This window comes from Microbulbifer sp. (assembly GCF_036563125.1).
Lineage (GTDB): Bacteria > Pseudomonadota > Gammaproteobacteria > Pseudomonadales > Cellvibrionaceae > Microbulbifer.
Genome location: NZ_DATCMV010000184.1, coordinates 1 through 16,460 on the forward strand (window position 1 = coordinate 1; position 16,460 = coordinate 16,460).

The window sequence follows — 16,460 nt, forward strand, 5'->3', positions numbered from 1 at the left end:
CTTGTCAGCCACCCCCGCCATTTCAATGTACATTTTTCCCTGTAGGCTCTGCCCATCCGGCCCCTTCATTGGTACATCAAACACCTTGGAATTGGTCTCATCCCAGGTGTTTGCATCGTACAGGCTGTTCGGTGCATCACCTTCTTTATAGAGCCAGGTCTGCGAATTAAAATTTCCGGTGGTGGAAAGACCATCGATATAGCGCTCCCCCTGTCTCACCAATGCCTCGGCAACTTCCAGCGCGACCTTCGCGTCCCGCGAGGCAAAGGTCATTTTTTCTTCGAGCTGAAGGGTGCGCGCGGTAGACACCCCGATCAGTGTCAGCACCAAAAGTATGATAAGGCTGACGACCAGTACCGCGCCCCGCTGATTGCCTATCGACTTAATGGGAGCTTGCATCACATATTCCCCCGGTTGCGAATTTTTGCGCTGGACAGATAGACCTTGCGCAATTTGCCATCCACGTATTCCTTTTCTAACCCGTCTATATTGGTCAACTTGGCATCATCGGCATTTACTCGATCGTCACTGGACACAAGAAGTTCTACCTTTATTGCCAGCACCTGTTCCATATCGGTTTCGACCATACTCATAGGCTCCCAGACATCGACGACGTCATCATTGTCTGCATCTCGCCCCCCCAGCAGCTGCATGTCTTCAATACCGGGTATCAACTCCTGGGCATTACCGAAATTCTGTCGCATAAAAAGTGACAGTCCCCCGGTCACATTCTGCCCAACAAAAAACGATCGAGAATAGGGAACCAGAATGCGCGCGTCCGCCCCGTATTCGCGCTGCAGCGTTTTGGTGGCATTGTCGATCCTCCCCGGCACCGGGTTATTACCGGTATTGTGGACAAGCGTTTTTTTATCCGAATTACCGCCGCCGCCACCTTGTACCTGGGTAATGGTCATCAACTCTCCGCTTTGGCAGTTCGCCAGCAAGACAACATCACCTTCCTCGACGTTGCAGTCTTGACTCGCCATCAGCGCCGCAGCCGTGAGCGAGGGCACCATGCGGCCGGTCCCGCCACAGGCATCGTCCGACCCGCGCAGGTACAGGACATCACTGCCTTCTTTTACCGCGATAGAACCGATGGTAAGGCTACTGGCCCCATTAATGCCCAGAACCCCCTTTTTGCCCAAATCATCCAGAACATCAGGTGTATAGTCCGCATCAGTTTTGTCAAGGTGATTGCGAATGCTGTCGGAATCCGGCGCGCATCCCCAGTAATCTGCGATACGAATTTCCTTGGTCAACATATCCATGCCAAAACGCCCACTCTCCTGAATTCGGGCAAATGCCGTTTGCAGGCGCAGGGTGTCACGGTTACTGTCAAAAATCTGTAGCACGCCCAGTAATAAAATCGAACTAAGCAACAGCCCCACCATCAGCTCGATCAGGGACAGGCCTCTCTGGCGGGAAAAATTATTCAGGCTCATAGATCTACCACCATTTCAAAACTAGAATCTTGGGCTCCGCCAGCGTTGCTGCCCGCTTTTTCGCCGGTATGCTGTTCTTTCCAGTTCACGGTCAGAGTGAACTGCGTACCATTCCGCACCACTTTGCCCTTGCCTGCGGGCAGGTTACTGGAGATCACCCGGCCCCAGTCATAGAGGTCCAGACTGGCAATTTGCGACCTGTCACAGGTGGACGTACATGCCACGGCAGTCTCGGCACCGGTGACTTCCTTATTGTCGTAAGCCCCGGTTTCCACACCATCTGGATTTGCGCGCATGCGTTCCACCATCTCATGCGCAGCCAAGGCTGCGAGATATCGCTGATGCGCGTTGTTGCTGTTCTTGAGCGTCATAACCTGAGTGGCAGACAACCCCAAAAGGCCTACCGCCAGAATAACGATGGTTATCAACACCTCGATCAAGGTTGCGCCAGTCTGCTTATTCATTTCTCAACCTCAATTGCAGCCGATATTTTTGCTGCTACGCAGCACCCCGGAAGCGAGCAGGCTCACCTGCTTACCGTGCGCGCCAGAGCGATCATCACACAGGGTCAACTCCAGCTTGCTTCCTGTGCCAGACACCGTGCCACGAGGGCTGAAAATGAGCGCCAAACCTGAATCGGCACCATCCACCTGGTTGGTTAACTGGAGATTGGCAACATCCGTCATGCGGACAATACGGAGCTCCTCTCCGTCATCGAAAACGTTATCGCTATCCGCGTCGAACCAGACTCTAATGCCGTCGGTCAGAGTATTGGTAATTGAAGCCACCTCGACATTACGACCTCGACGAACCGCCTCCGCACGCGCGAAATGCAGTGCTCCGACCACATCATTGGTTGCCGAAGATAACCGGTAGTTTTTGATCAGGGTGGTAAAAGAGGGAGCACCGATACTGACGATGACCGCCAGCACCGCAATCACAATCATTAACTCCACCAACGTAAAGCCGGCGGTGGTGTGAAAGCGTTTCATTTGTGAGCCTTTTTGTTATTTTCCAGGCGGCGCCAAAGGTGCCGGCAACCAGGAAAGTTTCCGGAGGCTCGCTTTATACCACCTAAGAAGGGAAAAGAATTTGAAGTGGTCGGCTACCCTTGGGGTAGCCGATAAATGGTATCCACCAGCCGATAAGCGGTGCCATCCGATAAGGTCAGCGCAGCTCTTTCGGCAGACTGAAACTGATATTTTCCGGGATGCCCGCCACCTCGTTCGGTGCCTCCGCGCCCAGTTCGCGCAACTTCTGGATCACCCGCTCCACCAGCACTTCCGGTGCCGAGGCACCAGCGGTAATACCAATAGTCTTTTTACCATTCAGCCACGCGGCATCAACACAATCGGGACCGTCGATCAGATAGGCGTCGGTGCCACAGCGTTCCGCCAGTTCCCGCAGGCGGTTGGAATTCGAGCTATTGGGGCTGCCCACCACCAATACCAGGTCGCACTCAAGCGCCAGCTGCCGCACCGCATCCTGGCGATTCTGGGTGGCGTAGCAGATGTCGTCCTTGCGCGGGCCGCGAATATTGGGGAATTTGGCTCGCAGAGCGTCGATCACCCGGGAGGTGTCGTCCACCGAGAGTGTAGTCTGGGTGACGAAGGTGAGATTGTCCGGATCTTTGACTTCGAGCTTCGCCACATCCTGCTCGTCTTCCACCAGATAGATGGCACCACCATTGCCGGTATCGTACTGGCCCATGGTGCCTTCCACTTCCGGATGGCCCTCGTGGCCGATCAGGATGCACTCGCTGCCGTCGCTGCTGAACTTGCTCACTTCCATATGCACTTTGGTCACCAGCGGGCAGGTGGCATCGAAGACCTTGAGGCCGCGATCCTCTGCTTCCTGCTGTACCGCTTTGGATACGCCGTGGGCACTGAAAATGACGATCACATCGTCCGGCACTTCATCCAGTTCATCGACAAATACGGCACCGCGTTCACGCAGGCTGTCGACGACAAATTTGTTGTGTACCACTTCGTGACGCACATAGATGGGCGCACCGAACACGTCGAGGGCGCGGTTGACGATGTCGATGGCACGGTCGACGCCGGCACAGAAACCGCGGGGATTGGCGAGGCGAATCTGCATAGCTGTTCTTTCCCTGACCTAGTTGATCGAGGCCACTTCGAGAATTTTTACGTGGAAAAACACGGTCTGCCCGGCAAGTGGGTGATTGAAGTCCACCTCCACTTCGTTTTCGCCGATCTCACGAATGATGCCGGGAAGTTCACCGCTGCCATTGTCGAAAGAGACCACCAGCCCCTCTTCCAGCTCCATGTCGGGGGAAAAAGTATCCCGGCGCACCATCTGTATATTGGCGGGATTACGCTGGCCGAATGCCCCTTCCGGGGGAATCTCGATTTCCGCTTCGTCGCCGGCTTTCAGCCCGAACAGTGCGTGCTCAAAGCCCGGCAGCAGGTTACCGTCGCCGACAATAAAGGTGGCGGGCTCACCATCGAAATTGGAATCCACTTCGGAACCGTCATCCAGCTTGAGACTGAAGTGCAGGGTGACGCGGCTGTGTTCGCCGATAACGTTGTTGCTCATATTACTGCTCTAATGGGTACTGTATTAAACCGTACCGCTCTGAAACCTTACACTTCCGCACCGTTTTTGCCGGATTCTTCGCCTTTGTCTTTAAAAAACAGCAGCTCGATCACCAGCATGGCGGCGCCGACGGAGATGGCCATATCGGCCACGTTGAATACGGGAAAATGCCAGCTGCCGTAGTAAACGGAAATAAAATCCCGTACATAGCCCAGCAGCATACGATCCCACAGGTTACCCAGTGCACCACCGAGAATCAGGGCGAGCGCGGCAGGCTCCCAGCGTTTGGCAGCGGGCAGCCGCTTGATCCACATGACGACCACGACGCTGAAAATCAGTGCGATGGCACCGAAAAACCAGCGCTGCCAGCCCCCGGCATCGGCGAGAAAACTGAATGCAGCACCATAGTTTTCCGCATAGGTGAACTGCAGCAGTCCGGGAATGATCTGCAGCGCGGGGCCGTACATAAAGCGCTCTACCGCCCACACCTTGGTGGCGATATCCACCAGAATCACCAGCAGTGCCAGCAGATACCAGCGCGTTGGCGAGGACAGCAGTTTAGGCATAGTGGCGCACCTCACCGTCGCCGCTCACGTTTTCCACACAGCGGCCGCAAAGTTCCGGATGCTCGCTGTTGCTGCCCACGTCTTCGCGGTAGTGCCAGCAGCGACCGCACTTGGGCGCGTCTACCTTATGCACCGCCACCCGCAGGCCGGCGAGTTCGGTTTTCTCGGCACCGGCGGCGTCGGTGAGTGCCTGTACGGAAGTGGAGGAACAGATCAGCACAAAACGCAGTTCATCTTTGAGCGCATCCAGCTTCTGCTGCAGCGCCTCATCGGCGAACAGGGTGACGGAAGCCTGCAGGGAGCCGCCGATATTACCCGCCGCGCGCTGTTCTTCCAGCACCTTGTTCACCGCGGTTTTCACATCGGCGATGGCATCCCAGAATTCCGCGTCCATCGCAGCATCCTGTGACAGCTCCGGGAACTCGTGCCACTCGGCCAGCATCACGCTGTCTTCGCTGTTGCCGGGAATAAATTGCCACAGCTCTTCCGCGGTAAAGCTCAGGATCGGCGCCACCCAGCGCACGAAGGCCTGCACGATGTGGTACAGCGCGGTCTGCGCGGAACGGCGAGCGACGCTGTCGGCCTGAGTGGTGTACTGGCGATCCTTGATGATATCGAGGTAGAAACCGCCCATCTCCACCACACAGAAGTTGTGCAGCTTCTGGTAGATCTGGTGGAACTGATAGCGATCATACGCTGCGATGATTTCATCCTGCAGCTTCGCGGCCTGCTCGATTGCCCAGCGGTCCAGTGCCAGCAGCTCTTCTGCGGGCAGCAGGTCGGTGGCCGGATCGAAGCCCGCCAGGTTGGACAGGAAGAAGCGCGCGGTATTACGCAGGCGGCGGTAGGAATCCGCGGTGCGCTTCAGGATTTCGTCGGAAACCGCCATCTCGCCACTGAAGTCGGTGGCAGAAACCCACAGGCGCAGCACATCCGCGCCCAGTTTGTTGATTACATCCTGGGGCGCCACGGTGTTGCCGATGGACTTGGACATCTTGCGCCCCTGGGCGTCCACGGTGAAGCCGTGGGTGAGCACCTGTTTATAGGGCGCGCAGTCGTTGATGGCGATGGAGGTTTTCAGGGACGACTGGAACCAGCCGCGGTGCTGGTCGGAACCTTCCAGATACAGATCCGCCGGGAAGCGCAGGGCTTTGCGGCGCTTCAATACCGCGTGGTGGGTCACACCGGAATCGAACCATACGTCCAGGGTATCGGTGACCTTCTGGTAGTTGTCCGCATCGTCACCCAGCAGCTCCTTGGCATCCAGCTCGAACCACACATCCATGCCGGCCTTTTCCACCTGCTGCGCGACTTTTTCCATCAGCGCCGGGGTGTCCGGGTGAATCTCGTGGGTCTCTTTGTGCACGAACAGAGCGATGGGCACACCCCAGGTGCGCTGACGGGAGATACACCAGTCCGGGCTAGCATTCAGCATGGAATCGATGCGCGCCTTGCCCCAGCCGGGAATCCACTGCACTTCGTCCGCCGCTTTCTGTGCGTGATCCAGCAGGTCGTTCTGCTGCATGCTGATAAACCACTGCGGGGTGGCGCGGTAGATCAGCGGGGTCTTGGTGCGCCAGCAGTGCGGGTAGCTGTGGACCAGCTTGCCCTGGTGCAACAGCGCATCATTTTCTTTCAGCAGCTCGACAATCTTTTCATCGACTTTGTACACGTGTTCGCCGGCGACCAGCGGTGTACTGTCACGGTAGACGCCGTTGTCGTCGACATAATTCAGCGTGTCGATACCGTAACGCTTGCCCACATTGAAGTCGTCCGGACCGTGGTCCGGCGCAGTGTGCACGCAGCCAGTACCGGCATCGGTGGTGACGTGGTCGCCGAGGATGATCGGCAGCTCCTTGTCGTAGAACGGGTGGCGGACTTTCAGGTGCTCCAATGCGGCACCGCGGATATGGCCGACCACGTTGCCCTCGAGGCCGGTCTGCGCCAGCACCACATCTTTCAAGGCTTCCGCCAGCAGCAGGCGCTTGTCGCCTACCTGCACCACCACGTATTCCAGTTCACCATTTACAGAAACTGCCTGGGAAGACGGCAGGGTCCAGGGTGTGGTGGTCCAGATCACCACAGACAGCGGGCCTTCACCAGCGTGACCGCCAGCGGCATCGGCGATGGCGAGCGCGGTTTCTTCGGTGGCCGGGTAGTTCACATAGATGGAGTAGGAGGTCTTGTCCTGGTACTCCACCTCCGCTTCCGCCAGTGCGGAACCGCCCACCACACTCCAGTACACGGGCTTGAAGCCACGGGACAGGTGGCCGTTTTTCACAACGCCGGCGAGGGCGCGGATGATGTCGGCTTCAAACTCAAAGTCCATGGTGCGATAGGGATTTTCCCAATCGCCGAACACGCCGAGACGGATAAAGTCTTTCTTCTGGCCTTCCACCTGCTTGGCGGCGTATTCGCGGCACTTCTGACGGAAGGTTTTGTGGTCCACCTTGGTACCAGCCTTGCCGACCTTCTGCTCCACCTTGTGTTCGATAGGCAGGCCGTGACAGTCCCAGCCGGGCACGTAGGGGGCATCCAAGCCACTCAGGGTTTTGGACTTGACGATGATGTCTTTGAGAATCTTGTTGACCGAGTGACCAATATGAATATCGCCGTTGGCGTAGGGAGGGCCATCGTGCAGGATAAACTGTTCGCGACCGGCGCGGGCCTCGCGAATTTTTTCGTAGAGCTTGCCTTCTTGCCATTTCTTCAGAATTTCCGGTTCCCGGCTCGGCAGGTTACCGCGCATGGGGAAGTCGGTTTCGGGCAGGTTCAGGGTCGCTTTGTAGTCGGTCATTGGTTATCTACTTCGGTTGTAGCTCGAAAAACAATTCATCGTTCGTGCAGCAGAACTCGGCAGCCAGTGGCTTACGGAGCTCAAAACTTAAATTTGAAGCGGAAGTGATGGGGATCAGGTTTCAAAACCGTTGGTGACAGGGACGTCACCGACGGAGCGTACATGGATGTACTCGCAGCGATTTTGAAACCTGATACCCATTGCTTCCGCGCCACCGGACTGAGAACAGGACTCCGATATCGAATTTCGGCGCCCCAAGAAGCTGGACTGGTGGCGGCAGAGCACCGGGTACGGGTTTTCAGGACCGCTGTGAACCCATCCCTGGGCGCTACGTCGGCAACATCCCTGTTGCCGACGTTCCTGAAAACCCGTACCCGGTACTCTGCCTTCGCATCTGAGAAAAGCACTTTGTCAGATACGAAGGAGTAATTTCATTTAATTTGGTTTGCGGTTGGCAAACCACGCTTTCGCGTTTTCGATGTCTTCGGCGATTTTTTGTTTGAGGATTTCCAGGGACTCAAACTTTTCTTCATCGCGCAGCTTGTGGTGGAAAGTGACGGCGATTTCACGGCCATACAGGTCGCCACTGAAATCGAACAGGTGCACTTCCAGCAATGGTTTGGCACCCTCGCCTTCCACCGTGGGGCGGAAGCCTACATTGGCCACGCCAGCCACTTCCATACAACTGCCGCTCATGGGGCTGCCGTTGGTGCGCTTCGCGGTCACCGTGTACACACCCACCAGTGGTGAACGGTAGCGGTGCAAACGCACATTCGCCGTGGGCGCGCCCAACTGCCGGCCGAGGGCACGGCCGCGGGCCACCAGGCCGGTAATTCTGTAAGGCTTACCCAGTAACTGTTCTGCCAAGGCAAAGTCCGCGTTCTGCAGGGCCTCGCGGATACGGGTACTACTTACCCGCTCACCGGCAATTTGCAGGGTGGCCGTATCCTCCACAGTAAAGCCTGCATCGGCACCGGCTTTTTGCAGCAGCGCATAGTCACCACTGCGATCGCAGCCAAAGCGGAAGTCATCTCCCACCACAAGATGCCGTACCCCGAGGCCATCTACCAGCACCTGCCGGATAAACGCATCTGCACCCAGGTTGCGCAAGCGCTCGTTGAACTGCAGACACAACACCCGGTCGACACCCGCAGCGAACAACGCCAGTACCTTCTCCTTGAAGCGCATCAGTCGCGCCGGCGCCTTTTCGCCGGAGAAGTACTCGTGAGGCTGGGGTTCAAAGATGATCGCCACCGAGGGCAGCTTGCGTTCGGCCGCTCGCGCCCGCAACTGGGTGATGATCGCCTGATGCCCCAGATGCACGCCATCGAATGAACCGATGGTCGCCACGCATCCGTGATGGCGCGGCCGCAGGTTATGCAACCCGCGAATCAGCTCCCGTTGCTCGGTCACAGTGCTTCACTCATCCTTCTAGTCACCCTTGATTGCCCTTGCAAAATCAAGCGGCGCAGTATAACGGATTTGGCCGCCTTCTGGGGATTTCGGTCATTCATGAGGTGGCGCGAAAATGACGTGGGCGCAGACCACTAGCCAGCAGCACCAATCCGTAGGTGGCGCCGCCAGCAGCCACCAGTGTGCCCATCCGCCAGGCCCGTTGCCACCAGGGCCATTCGTGCCAGCTCGGCCAGTAGTGCAGCAGCGCCAGCAACACCGCCGCCATCGCCAGGTTGGCCAGCAACAGCCGTGTCAGGAAAGAGCGCCACCCCGCCTCCGGTGCGTAGACCCCGCCCTGGCGCAACCCGCGGTAAAGCAGCCAGGCATTGATCGCGGCCTGCCCGGCGGTGGCCATCGCCAGCCCCATATGGCCGAGCTGGAAATACACATGCAGCGGCACCACGAACAGCAGGCTCAACACCATCTTCGAGGCAATGGCGATCAACCCGAAGCGCACTGGCGTGGTGGTGTCCTGGCGGGCAAAGTAGCCCGGCGCCAGCACCTTGATCAGCATGAACGCCAGCAGACCGAAGGTATAGGCGCGCAGTGACCAGGCCGCCATCTGCATATCGCGGGCGGTCATATTTCCATATTGGAACAAACTCGTGAGCAACGGCTCCGCCAATACAAACAACGCCACCGCTGCCGGCAACGCAATCAGGGTGACGCTGCGCAGGGCCCAGTCGATGGTGTGACGGAAGCGCTTAGGGTCGCCGCCAGCATGCTGCCGCGACAGGTTCGGCAGGATCACCGTGGCCACGGCCACACCAAACACCCCCAAAGGCAACTCGGTGAGGCGGTCGGAGAAATACAGCCAGGTCACCGACCCGGTAGGAAGGAAGGACGCCAGCACCGTGTCCAGCACCAGACTGATCTGGGTAACCGAGACACCAAAGATGGCCGGCGCCATCAACCGCAGGATCTTGCGCACTCCCGGGTGCTGCCAATCCCATCTGGGTCGCGGCAGCAACCCCTCCCGCATCAGAAATGGGATCTGGAACAGCAACTGCACCATCCCCGCCACAAGCACCCCCCAGGCCAGGGACATCACCGCGGGCTCAAACCAACTCGCGGCCACCGTGGCCGCACCGATCAGTACCAGATTGAGAAAGATCGGTGTCAACGCGGGGATAGCAAAGCGATCGAAGCTATTGAGGATGGCACCGGCAAACCCGGTGAGAGAGATCAGCATCAGGTAGGGGACGGTGATGCGCAGCATATCCGTCGCCATGGCGAACTTCTGCGACTCATTGCCGCCCCACCACCAGCCGAAGGCAAAGATGCCCGTCACCAGTGGCGCGCACAGCACACCGAACAGGGTAACCAGCAGCAGCGTTCCGCCAAGCGCTCCGGCCACCCGGTCATTCAGCTCCTTTACCGCTGCCAGCCCGCCATTCTGGCGGTATTCCGCCAGTACCGGGACGAACGCCTGGGAGAAAGCTCCTTCGGCGAACAGGCGGCGGAAGAAATTCGGAATTTTGAAGGCCACAAAGAAGGCGTCAGCAGCATCGCCAGCACCGGTGAGTCGCGCAAATACCACATCCCGCGCCAGCCCCATGATCCGCGACAACAGAGTGGCGCCGCCCACCACAGATGTTCCGCGCAGCAGCCCCCGCTGCGGACTATCTTTCTTTCCTTGCGACTGGGGGCCCTGCGACTTGGTGCCCGGCCCCTGAGGGACCGGCTTGGACTGTTCCTGTTCGGGCGAAGGTGCTGCCACGTCCCTGTTTCCTGATGATCGGCGCCGTATACCGGCCAGAAGATTGAATGTAGAAGGAAAGAATGGGCGGCAAGTCTACCTCAAACCGCACCCCCCGCGACACGCTATCCCCATATCCTACGGTTGGCGCAATACGGAACTATACTCAGTTTAAGCCGTTGGCGAGCCGCAGGGATTGGCGGCAACAGAGGAGAAACGGAATGACCATTAACGCGCTGATCATCGCACTGATACTGGCGGTGCTGCTGTACGCGGTCGTAGCGTTGGGCCCGCGCCCTCAACGGGTCCGGGTGCGGATAGACCAGGCCCGCGACAACCGCTACCGGCGGCGGATGGAGTGATTGCAGAGCGACATGTCCGGAGGCTGAACTGAGTCACAGGGAAGACTGCCACATTTCGCCATAATTGCTACGGAATTCGCCCCACTGGCGCCACGCCAGTGCCTCCTTGCGGGGTTTAAATGACACTCAACCGAGACGGAAACACCAACCCGACCGGAACCGAAGAGCAGTCATCAAAAACCCTAAATCGCAAGGAATACGAACATGAAAAAGATGTTGTTGGCAGTTACCCTGAGCAGCCTGGCCCTGAACAGCTTCGCCGCGCCCCAGGCCGCCAAAAACACCGAAAACAAAGCCCAGGGCTCAGCCCTGACCCCGGCCAAACAGGCCACTGTATTTACCGGCGCCGCAGTTGCAGGTGCCGCCGTAGGTGGCCCGGTCGGATTCATTGCCGGCGCCCTCGGTGGAGCCTGGCTGGGCGAACAGATCAAGCAAGCGGAAGAGGCTGACATGCTCGCAACACAACTGACTGATAGTCGCGCGGAACTCGGCAACCTGGCACAACAACTGGACGCGGCACGACTCTCCGCTAACGACGCCCGAGAGCTGGCACTGGAAAGCCTGGAGTTCCAGATGCTGTTCACCACCGGCGACGACCAGCTGCAGGAAGCGCAGGAGCGCCAGGTAGCCGCCATGGCCGACTTCCTCAACCGCCACCCACATCTGCAAGTACTCCTGGAGGGCCACTCCGATCCCCGCGGCAGCGACGGCTACAACAACGTGCTGTCCGACCAGCGCGCCCTCAGTGTGCAGCGTGCCCTGGAGGCTTACGGTGTAGCCCCCGAACGCATAGAGCGCCGCGCCCTCGGCGCCCGCCGCTCCACGGCGACCAAGGGCGATCTCGACGGCTACGCGCTCGAGCGCCGGGTAGACATCCACTTCGGCCTGCCGGAATCCATGGCCGGCGCCTTCTAAACCTCGACTCCTCGACTGCCGCTCCACAAAAGCGGCGGTTGGGCCTAACCGGCGAAAGCTAGACACCGCCGGTAAATGGCATTCGATTCCCGTGCAACCCCTGTAAGCCGTAACCTTGCGCGCCGCGAAAAGCAGCGCGCTTTTTTGTATACGCATCTTTTTTGCCAGCAGCCCCAATGTTCGGGCATGATTTTCCGCCACACACAAGACAGATAATCGGTGCCGAAGCCTGCATGAACAGTCCCACCATCGCCATCGTCGAAGATGAAATCGCCATCGCCGAGAACTACCGCGATGCCCTGCGCCGCACCGGTTACCAGGTTCAGCTTTACCAGACCCGGCCCGAGGCACTGGCCGCGTTTCAGCAGCGACTGCCGGATCTGGCAGTCATCGACGTTGGGCTGGGAGCGGAGATTGAGGGCGGGTTCGACCTGTGCCGCGAGCTGCGCGCCATGGCCCCCACCCTGCCGATCCTGTTCCTGACCGCACGGGACTCGGAGCTGGACATCATTTCCGGCTTGCGACTCGGCGCCGACGACTACCTCACCAAGGACATTTCCCTGCCGCATATGCAGGCCCGTATCAGCGCCCTGCTGCGCCGGGTGAGCATCATGCAATCCAACAGCGACGACAGCGAAATAATCACCCAGGGCGACCTGAAGCTGGACGTATCGCGCCTGCACTGCCACTGGAAGGGCGAACCGGTGGACCTCACGGTGACAGAATTCTGGATAGTCCACGCCCTGGCCAAACGCCCGGGACATGTCAAATCCCGCACCCAGTTGATGGAAGCGGCGCGGGTGGTGCTGGATGACAACACTATCACCTCCCATGTGAAACGTATCCGGCGCAAATTTCAGACCATCGACCCCAGCTTCGACGCCATTGGCACCGCCTATGGCATGGGCTACCGCTGGCAGGTGTAAGCACACGATGAACCAGCTCCGATGAACCTGCGCCGCCAACTGGTATTGTTGAGCCTCTGCACCCTGGCCCTGCCTTGGGCGGGCTGCCAGTATTTACGCCAGGTCGATCAGGCGCTCGCGCAAGGACAGATGCAGACACTGGAAGCCACTGGCAACGCCATCGCCGCGCGCCTCGCCAGCGCCCCAGAACTGATTGCGCCGGATACCCGCCGCAACGGCCGGCCGCCAGGCGCCCAGCTTTACCTGAATCCCCTGCCACAGGCACCGGTAGTGGACGGCTACGGCGAAGAATGGCGCGCGCTGCGCCTGCAACCCCGGCAGCTGCTCGACCGGGATGGGGACACCCTCGCCCAGATCACCCTCGGCCGCCACAGCAACCAGGTTTACCTGTTGCTAACCGCCAGCGACCGCAGCCCCAGCTACCACGACCCCCGCAGCAGTGGCATTTCCAGCGGCGACACCGTGGAAATCTACACCGCCAGTCAGCAGTACGCATTGCCGGTGGCAAGCCAGGGACCGGTACAGGCCATGTGGTACAACCCGCGGCGCGGCCAGTACGAACGCGAGCTGCGTATGCGCGGTCGCTGGACCGCCTCACCGCAGGGTTACCAATTGGAACTGAGCATGCCCGCCGCGCTGAGCGGCGGCGAACTGGGGATCCGTGTACTGGACCGAACCCAAAGCGACGGCGGCACCCCGGCACGCCTCTCCAGCACCCTCCCCAGTGACGGGCGCCCGGGCGCTCTGGTCGAGCCACTGCCGCAGCTGCAGCGGGAGCTCGAACACTTTGCCCGCCCGGAGTTGCAACTGACGGTGGTGGACCAGGAGGGCTTCGTACTTGCGCGCACCGGCGAAGACTGGTTCGCGGAAGGAGAAGAGGCAGAACAACCGGCAGTCGCGCCCCAGTCCTGGTTGCGGGAGTGGTTCTATCGACAGCTACTGGCCACCGATGCGCTGCCACCACTGCCCCGGGACCAGTACCCGGATAATTTGACCCAGAATCGGGAAACCACCGGCCAGTGGTTCAGTGCCCCGGATAAGCCAACATACAATCATTCACGCTCACCGGGCAGCGAGCGCATTGGCGTGGCCAGCGTGCCGGTGGTAACCCGCGCCGACGACATTATCGAGCGGCCACTGCTCGGGCGGGTAATCGCCGCCCAGTCCGCCAGCGCCCTGCAGTCACTTACCGAGTCCGCCGCCCGTCGCCTGTGGCTTACCACCGCCGCGGCCGCGGGCCTGGTGCTGCTATTACTGCTGGGCTATGCCAGCTGGCTGTCCTGGCGCATCCGCCAGCTGCACCGCGCCGCCAGCAACGCGGTTGACGCCAGCGGCCGCCTGCGGGGAGATTTCCCGCACCCCTTCATCCACGATGAACTCGGCGCCCTCAACCGCGCCTTCGCCAGCCTGCTGGCGGAACTGGATCACTATCACCAGTACCTGCGCAGTCTGGCGAGCAAGCTGTCACATGAATTGCGCACGCCGCTGGCGGTGATGCGCTCGTCACTCGACAACCTCGCCGCCGGTGATCTGGACAGCGACAGCCGCCGTTATGCGGAGCGCGCTGCCGACGGTGGCGCACGCCTGTCGTCGATTCTGAACGCGCTCTCCGCCGCCAATCACCTGGAGGCGAGTATCAGCCAGGCAGAGCGAGAAGACTTCGACTTGGCAGACCTGATGCAGGTCCTGACCCACAGCTACGCCGACGCTCACCCCGGCCACCACTTCGAACTCCAGCGTCCAGAGACGCCGCAGGCCTACCACGGCGCCCCGGAACTGCTGGCACAACTGCTGGACAAGCTAGTGGACAACGCCGTGAGCTTTGCCCCCGAGGGCAGCGCGATTCTAATGGAGCTGCAGGTGGAGCGTGGGGAATACCGGCTGAGTGTCAGCAATACTGGGCCACGGCTACCCCCGGGTTTCGGCCAGAAACTGTTCGACTCTCTGGTCTCCGTGCGGGATGACGGTGGCAAGGCCGGTCACCTGGGGCTCGGCCTGCATATCGCGCGACTGATCGCCGACTTCCACCGTGGTGAACTCAGCGCCACCAACCGCGAAGATGGCAGCGGCGTCACCTTTACCCTGCGCCTGCCCCGCTGATACACCGCCAAATCCACCATGGAATCCACCTCCGGCAAGCCAGTCACAAACTCACCGCGCAGGCGGTTGACAAACAAACAACGCTGGGGATAATGTCGCGTCCCAAACGGGCCCCCGGCCCGATTGTTCGAGTTATCAAGATCCAGACAGGAGCAACCGGTGGCCAACTCACCTCAAGCGAAGAAACGCGCGCGCCAGAACGACAAGCGCCGCAATCACAACGCCAGTCTGCGCTCCATGGTGCGCACCTACATCAAAAAGGTAGTTGCAGCCATCGATGCAGGTGATGCTGAAAAAGCCAAATCCGCTTACGCGGCTGCTGTGCCGGTCATCGACCGCATGGCCGACAAAGGCATTATTCACAAGAATAAGGCTGCTCGTCATAAGAGCCGCCTGAACGCGCAGATCAAGAAACTGGCCGCCTAAGCCATTTCTTACTGAGCACAAAAAACCCCGCGAATGCGGGGTTTTTTATTGCCTGAAATCCCTGCCCATCAGAGCAGGATCAGATTATCCCGATGGATCAGCTCGTCGTCGTCACGATAGCCCAGCAACTCGACAATACGCTCTGACGATTGACCACAGATCCGCGCCGCCTCGCCGCTGTCATAATTCACCAGTCCGCGCGCAATCTCCTCGCCGCCAGCATTGACACAGCTCACCAGATCACCGCGATGAAAGCGTCCATCGATTCCGACTACACCCACCGGCAGCAGGCTCTTCCCCTGGCTGCGCAGGGCGCGCTCGGCACCAACATCCAGGTAAAGCTTGCCGCGCACCTGTAACTGCCCCGCCAGCCAGCGCTTGCGCGCCGTCAGCGGATCCGCCTCCGGCATCAACAGCGTGCCCAGCTCCTCCCCAGCCGCCACACGCTCGATCACAGCCTCCGCGCTGCCGCCAACAATGACCGTGCGCGCCCCGGAGCGCGCCGCCAACTGCGCCGCACGCACCTTGGTTGACATGCCGCCGCGACCAAGGCCGCTGCGGGAGCCTCCCGCCATCGCCACCAGCCGCGGATCCGTGGCCACCGCCTCCCGCACCAGCTCGGCATTCGGGTTGTCCCGCGGATCTTCGGTAAACAGACCGTCCGCATCGGTGAGGATCAGCAGCACGTCAGCCTCGACCAGATTGGCCACCAGGGCCCCCAGGGTGTCGTTGTCACCGAAGCGGATCTCGTCGGTCACCACCGTGTCGTTCTCATTGATGATCGGCACCGCCCCCAGCGACAGCAGCGTGCGCAGGGTACTGCGGGCATTGAGATAGCGGGTGCGATTGGAGAGGTCGTCGTGGTCCAGCAGGATCTGCGCGGTGCGGCAGTCATACTGACCAAAGGCGTGTTCGTACACCTGTACCAGATGGCTCTGGCCGACGGCGGCGGCAGCCTGCAGCTGATGGATGGATTCCGGGCGCTTGCGCCAGCCCAGGCGGTCCATGCCCGCAGCCACAGCGCCGGAAGACACCAGCAGCACTTCGATACCCTGCCGGCGCAGGGTACTGATCTGCCCCGCCCAATTGTGGATCGCGGCGCGATTGACGCCGCGACCATTATCAGTGAGCAGAGCACTGCCGATTTTGATCACCCAGCGCTTGCTGGTGGAGAGTTGCTGACGCGACGAGATGGAATCCATTTCTTCCTCAT

16 protein-coding genes are annotated in these 16,460 nt (G+C 59.9%); 5 read left to right on the top strand and 11 right to left on the bottom strand.

Annotated features, from left to right (window positions below):
• The 10 genes from VIL80_RS15515 to murJ form a co-directional block, all read right to left on the bottom strand.
• Positions 1-399: pilus assembly PilX family protein (locus VIL80_RS15515; protein WP_332036995.1), on the bottom strand; the 399-nt coding region annotated here is incomplete at its 3' end.
• Entirely contained in the window at positions 399-1,442 is a 1,044-nt protein-coding gene (locus VIL80_RS15520; protein WP_332036996.1) for a PilW family protein, read from the bottom strand. The genes VIL80_RS15520 and VIL80_RS15515, both read right to left, overlap by 1 nt.
• Positions 1,439-1,906, bottom strand: coding sequence for a type IV pilus modification protein PilV (gene pilV / locus VIL80_RS15525; protein WP_332036997.1), 468 nt, complete (start codon positions 1,904-1,906; stop codon positions 1,439-1,441). Before pilV ends, VIL80_RS15520 begins: the two co-directional genes overlap by 4 nt.
• A gap of 9 nt (positions 1,907-1,915) precedes the next feature.
• Positions 1,916-2,434 carry a GspH/FimT family pseudopilin gene (locus VIL80_RS15530; RefSeq protein ID WP_332036998.1) on the bottom strand — a complete coding sequence of 173 codons (519 nt, stop codon included), beginning with the start codon at positions 2,432-2,434 and terminating at the stop codon, positions 1,916-1,918.
• 175 nt (positions 2,435-2,609) lie between these two features.
• The gene (gene ispH, locus VIL80_RS15535; protein ID WP_332036999.1) at positions 2,610-3,542 is read right to left on the bottom strand and encodes a 4-hydroxy-3-methylbut-2-enyl diphosphate reductase; all 933 of its coding nucleotides are present in this window, start codon (positions 3,540-3,542) and stop codon (positions 2,610-2,612) included.
• 18 nt (positions 3,543-3,560) lie between these two features.
• Positions 3,561-4,001, bottom strand: a complete 441-nt coding sequence (locus VIL80_RS15540; protein ID WP_332037000.1) for an FKBP-type peptidyl-prolyl cis-trans isomerase — start codon at positions 3,999-4,001, stop codon at positions 3,561-3,563.
• A gap of 47 nt (positions 4,002-4,048) precedes the next feature.
• Positions 4,049-4,567 carry a signal peptidase II gene (gene lspA, locus VIL80_RS15545; protein WP_332037001.1) on the bottom strand — a complete coding sequence of 173 codons (519 nt, stop codon included), beginning with the start codon at positions 4,565-4,567 and terminating at the stop codon, positions 4,049-4,051.
• Positions 4,560-7,364: an isoleucine--tRNA ligase gene (gene ileS / locus VIL80_RS15550; protein WP_332037002.1), complete on the bottom strand. Its 2,805-nt coding sequence runs from the start codon at positions 7,362-7,364 to the stop codon at positions 4,560-4,562. Before ileS ends, lspA begins: the two co-directional genes overlap by 8 nt.
• 435 nt (positions 7,365-7,799) lie before the next feature.
• Positions 7,800-8,777: a bifunctional riboflavin kinase/FAD synthetase gene (gene ribF / locus VIL80_RS15555; RefSeq protein WP_332037003.1), complete on the bottom strand. Its 978-nt coding sequence runs from the start codon at positions 8,775-8,777 to the stop codon at positions 7,800-7,802.
• A gap of 97 nt (positions 8,778-8,874) precedes the next feature.
• Entirely contained in the window at positions 8,875-10,425 is a 1,551-nt protein-coding gene (gene murJ / locus VIL80_RS15560) for a murein biosynthesis integral membrane protein MurJ (protein WP_332037036.1), read from the bottom strand.
• Between the two features lie 314 nt (positions 10,426-10,739).
• Here murJ and VIL80_RS15565 point away from each other — a divergent pair, with 314 nt between their 5' ends.
• The 5 genes from VIL80_RS15565 (at position 10,740) to rpsT (ending at position 15,247) form a co-directional block, all read left to right on the top strand.
• Complete coding sequence (locus VIL80_RS15565) at positions 10,740-10,880, top strand: hypothetical protein (RefSeq protein ID WP_332037004.1); 141 nt, start codon at positions 10,740-10,742, stop codon at positions 10,878-10,880.
• A 204-nt stretch (positions 10,881-11,084) separates the two neighbouring features.
• Positions 11,085-11,795: an OmpA family protein gene (locus VIL80_RS15570; protein ID WP_332037005.1), complete on the top strand. Its 711-nt coding sequence runs from the start codon at positions 11,085-11,087 to the stop codon at positions 11,793-11,795.
• A gap of 233 nt (positions 11,796-12,028) precedes the next feature.
• Complete coding sequence (gene pdsR / locus VIL80_RS15575) at positions 12,029-12,721, top strand: proteobacterial dedicated sortase system response regulator (protein WP_332037006.1); 693 nt, start codon at positions 12,029-12,031, stop codon at positions 12,719-12,721.
• Positions 12,722-12,742: 21 nt separating this feature from the next.
• Positions 12,743-14,821, top strand: a complete 2,079-nt coding sequence (locus VIL80_RS15580; RefSeq protein ID WP_332037007.1) for an ATP-binding protein — start codon at positions 12,743-12,745, stop codon at positions 14,819-14,821.
• Between the two features lie 159 nt (positions 14,822-14,980).
• Positions 14,981-15,247 carry a 30S ribosomal protein S20 gene (rpsT, locus tag VIL80_RS15585; protein WP_332037008.1) on the top strand — a complete coding sequence of 89 codons (267 nt, stop codon included), beginning with the start codon at positions 14,981-14,983 and terminating at the stop codon, positions 15,245-15,247.
• A gap of 68 nt (positions 15,248-15,315) precedes the next feature.
• On the opposite strand, the gene proB is transcribed toward rpsT, so the two are convergent.
• Positions 15,316-16,449 (bottom strand): glutamate 5-kinase, encoded by a 1,134-nt coding sequence (gene proB / locus VIL80_RS15590; protein WP_332037009.1) that lies wholly within the window; start codon positions 16,447-16,449, stop codon positions 15,316-15,318.
• Between the last annotated feature and the right edge of the window lie 11 nt (positions 16,450-16,460).

Bases quoted from the DNA above. Each gene is read 5' to 3' on its own strand.
- VIL80_RS15520 (WP_332036996.1), bottom strand. From the start codon at position 1,442: ATGAGCCTGAATAATTTTTCCCGCCAGAGAGGCCTGTCCCTGATCGAG.
- pilV (WP_332036997.1), bottom strand. From the start codon at position 1,906: ATGAATAAGCAGACTGGCGCAACCTTGATCGAGGTGTTGATAACCATC.
- VIL80_RS15530 (WP_332036998.1), bottom strand. From the start codon at position 2,434: ATGAAACGCTTTCACACCACCGCCGGCTTTACGTTGGTGGAGTTAATG.
- ispH (WP_332036999.1), bottom strand. From the start codon at position 3,542: ATGCAGATTCGCCTCGCCAATCCCCGCGGTTTCTGTGCCGGCGTCGAC.
- VIL80_RS15540 (WP_332037000.1), bottom strand. From the start codon at position 4,001: ATGAGCAACAACGTTATCGGCGAACACAGCCGCGTCACCCTGCACTTC.
- lspA (WP_332037001.1), bottom strand. From the start codon at position 4,567: ATGCCTAAACTGCTGTCCTCGCCAACGCGCTGGTATCTGCTGGCACTG.
- ileS (WP_332037002.1), bottom strand. From the start codon at position 7,364: ATGACCGACTACAAAGCGACCCTGAACCTGCCCGAAACCGACTTCCCC.
- VIL80_RS15565 (WP_332037004.1), top strand. From the start codon at position 10,740: ATGACCATTAACGCGCTGATCATCGCACTGATACTGGCGGTGCTGCTG.
- VIL80_RS15570 (WP_332037005.1), top strand. From the start codon at position 11,085: ATGAAAAAGATGTTGTTGGCAGTTACCCTGAGCAGCCTGGCCCTGAAC.
- pdsR (WP_332037006.1), top strand. From the start codon at position 12,029: ATGAACAGTCCCACCATCGCCATCGTCGAAGATGAAATCGCCATCGCC.
- VIL80_RS15580 (WP_332037007.1), top strand. From the start codon at position 12,743: ATGAACCTGCGCCGCCAACTGGTATTGTTGAGCCTCTGCACCCTGGCC.
- proB (WP_332037009.1), bottom strand. From the start codon at position 16,449: ATGGATTCCATCTCGTCGCGTCAGCAACTCTCCACCAGCAAGCGCTGG.